The 1,701-nt window shown below is 75.0% G+C and carries 1 protein-coding gene and 1 pseudogene; both read right to left on the reverse strand.

All coding sequences use genetic code 11. The annotated features are described in order from the left end of the window. Window positions 1-878, reverse strand: a pseudogene (locus tag KME75_RS41315) (site-specific integrase); the annotation flags it as partial. Continuing rightward, window positions 875-1,701, reverse strand: an 827-nt coding sequence (locus KME75_RS41320) for a tyrosine-type recombinase/integrase (RefSeq protein ID WP_219420428.1), incomplete at its 5' end; no start/stop codon positions are given. The pseudogene KME75_RS41315 and the gene KME75_RS41320, both read right to left, overlap by 4 nt.

Here is a 1,701-nt window from a genome sequence, read left to right on the forward strand (position 1 = left end):
GGATGGTGGGCCTCGATGTCGGCCCAGAACGCCCCGACCAGGTGTCCGACCATGTTGCGGAAGCTCTTGAAGTCCAGCCCGGGGCGCCGCTCGTCGAGGTAGCGCACCAGCACGTCCCGGACCGCCCGGCAGCGCAGCCCGTAGCTGTCGACCAGCTCGGCGGTGCCCTGCTGGCCGGCCCGCTGGTGCTCGCCGTAGCTCAACTCGGCGGGGATGCCGCGTCCGCGCAGCAGATCCCACGCCGCCACGGTCCCTCCGGGTGTGCTGTGGCCGCGGAGGCGGGCCGCGGCTTGGAACTCGTCGAACTCCGCGACGCCGAGGCGGGCGGGATCCAGACCGGTGTGCAGCACCATCTTGCCCAGCACCAGCAGCGCCCGGTCCCGGACGTGCTCGGAGATCCCCAGCTCGGCGGCCCGGTCGACGAGGCGGGCGAACGTCGCCGGCGCGAGGATCGTGCGGGCCTCGCGATACCAGTGGCTGGCCGGCCGGAGCTCGGCGAGGAACCCGTAGCCCGGCAGGATCGCCTGGGCCAACATCAGTCCCATCACGCCCTGCTTGACCGCCAGCCGGCTCGGCGGGCGAGCAGGGGGCCCGGCGATGGCGAGCTGGTGGACACCGGCGTCCCAGGGAGTGCTGTGCTCGGCGCCGGCGCTGGTCCACCGCTGCTGCCACCCTGTCCCCGGGTAGGCCGCGAGCCCGACCAGGATGCGCCGAGCCGTTTGTGTGGTGGCGCGCTGCCGCGTGGGCGGCCAGTCCGTCCAGACCGGCAACGCCGCGATGGCGGCCAGGACCTCCTCGACGCCGAGCTCGTCGGCGGCCCCGCGCCGCAGCGGGACGGTCGCCGCCGTCAGGGGCGCGGGGGACGCGGTGGTGATCACGCGATCACGTCCCCGCCCCGGACGTCCCCGCCGAGCAGCACGGCCAGGTCGGTGGGGTCGTAGCCCGACGGCGGCCGCGGCGGCGCCGACGCGTGCGCGCGGTCGGCGAGGTGGCGGTGCACCCGGGCGATCACCTCGCTGTCGTCCTCGCCGAGGTAGACCTGCGTGGTCGACAGGTGCGCGTGGCCGAGGATGACCTGCACGTCGCGCACCGAGACCCCGGTCCCGCGCAGCAGCCGCAACGCGCAGGTGTGCCGCAGGTCGTGCATGGTCCAGTTGGTGCCCAGCGCGGTGTTCGCCCGCCGCAGCACCGCGCGCAGCGCGTCATAGGTCAGCACCGAGCGTCGCGGGGAACCGCCGCCCGTGCTGCGGCGGCGCAACGTCTGCCAGACCGGATCGTCCCCGGCCAGGTCGTCGAGCTGGGCGACCCACAGACGCAGCCAGACGAACGCCTCCGGGCTGGCCGGCAGCCACTGAGCCGCTCCGCTGCCCTTGCGCCGAACCTGCACGGTCTGCTCGCCCCAGTCCACGTCCACCGCGCGCAACCCCAGGATCTCCGCCGCCCGCGCCGCGGTGCTCACCGCCAGCGCCAGCAGCGCCCGGTCCCGATCCGAGCGCAGCACCCCGAACAGCGCGTCCCACTGCCGGTCGGTCAACGCGCGGCGCCGACGATGCGGCACCTTCGGGTTGTAGCGCAGCCGGCCCTCGAACCCGAGCGGCTCCATCGGGTTGTGGTGCGCGCCCGCGCGCAGCCCGCCGGCCCGGTCGCGCGGCATCGGGTTGAGCAGCGGACCCTCCCCGCGCTCGCCGAAGAACTCGTAGA

This window comes from Pseudonocardia nigra (assembly GCF_019396355.1).
Taxonomy (GTDB): Bacteria; Actinomycetota; Actinomycetes; order Mycobacteriales; family Pseudonocardiaceae; genus Pseudonocardia; species Pseudonocardia nigra.